We start from the raw sequence: 423 nt of genomic DNA, 5'->3' as shown, positions 1-423 counted from the left end.
GGATGCCGATCACGTTGAACGCGTTGCCGTTGAGGTTGACGACCTTCCCGAGGACCGCGTTCCCGTCTCCACCGACCAGGTCCTTGGCCACGGTCAGCCCGATCAGGACGACCCGGGAGTGCGCCAGGTAGTCAGCGTCGGTGAACTCGCGCCCGCTGGCGACGGTGTCGTTGTTGATCAGCAGATAGGACGGGGTGGTGCCGGTCGTGGAGGCGACGTCGTGCGAGGCCCCCCGGTAGGACGCGGTGACCGACGTGGGGCTGACGACCGGCGCCACGCCGAGCACGTCCGGAGCCTGGGACTTGTTCGCGAGCGCCCGGGCGTCGTCCAGGGTCAGCTGGACCGCACGGATGTCGGTGCCGGAGTCGGTGCTGGCGCCCGCCTCCCCGTCGCTGCTTCCATCATCTTCCCGCCTATCGGGAC

The 423-nt window shown here is 69.3% G+C and carries 1 protein-coding gene; it reads right to left on the bottom strand.

What is annotated here, in order from left to right:
• On the bottom strand, positions 1 to 423 hold a 423-nt coding region (locus tag I6F37_RS41445), incomplete at both ends, for an ABC transporter permease (protein WP_225154588.1).

Source organism: Bradyrhizobium sp. NBAIM08 (genome assembly GCF_020193935.1).
Classification (GTDB): domain Bacteria; phylum Pseudomonadota; class Alphaproteobacteria; order Rhizobiales; family Xanthobacteraceae; genus Bradyrhizobium; species Bradyrhizobium yuanmingense.
This window is presented reverse-complemented; position numbering and strand designations above follow the sequence as displayed.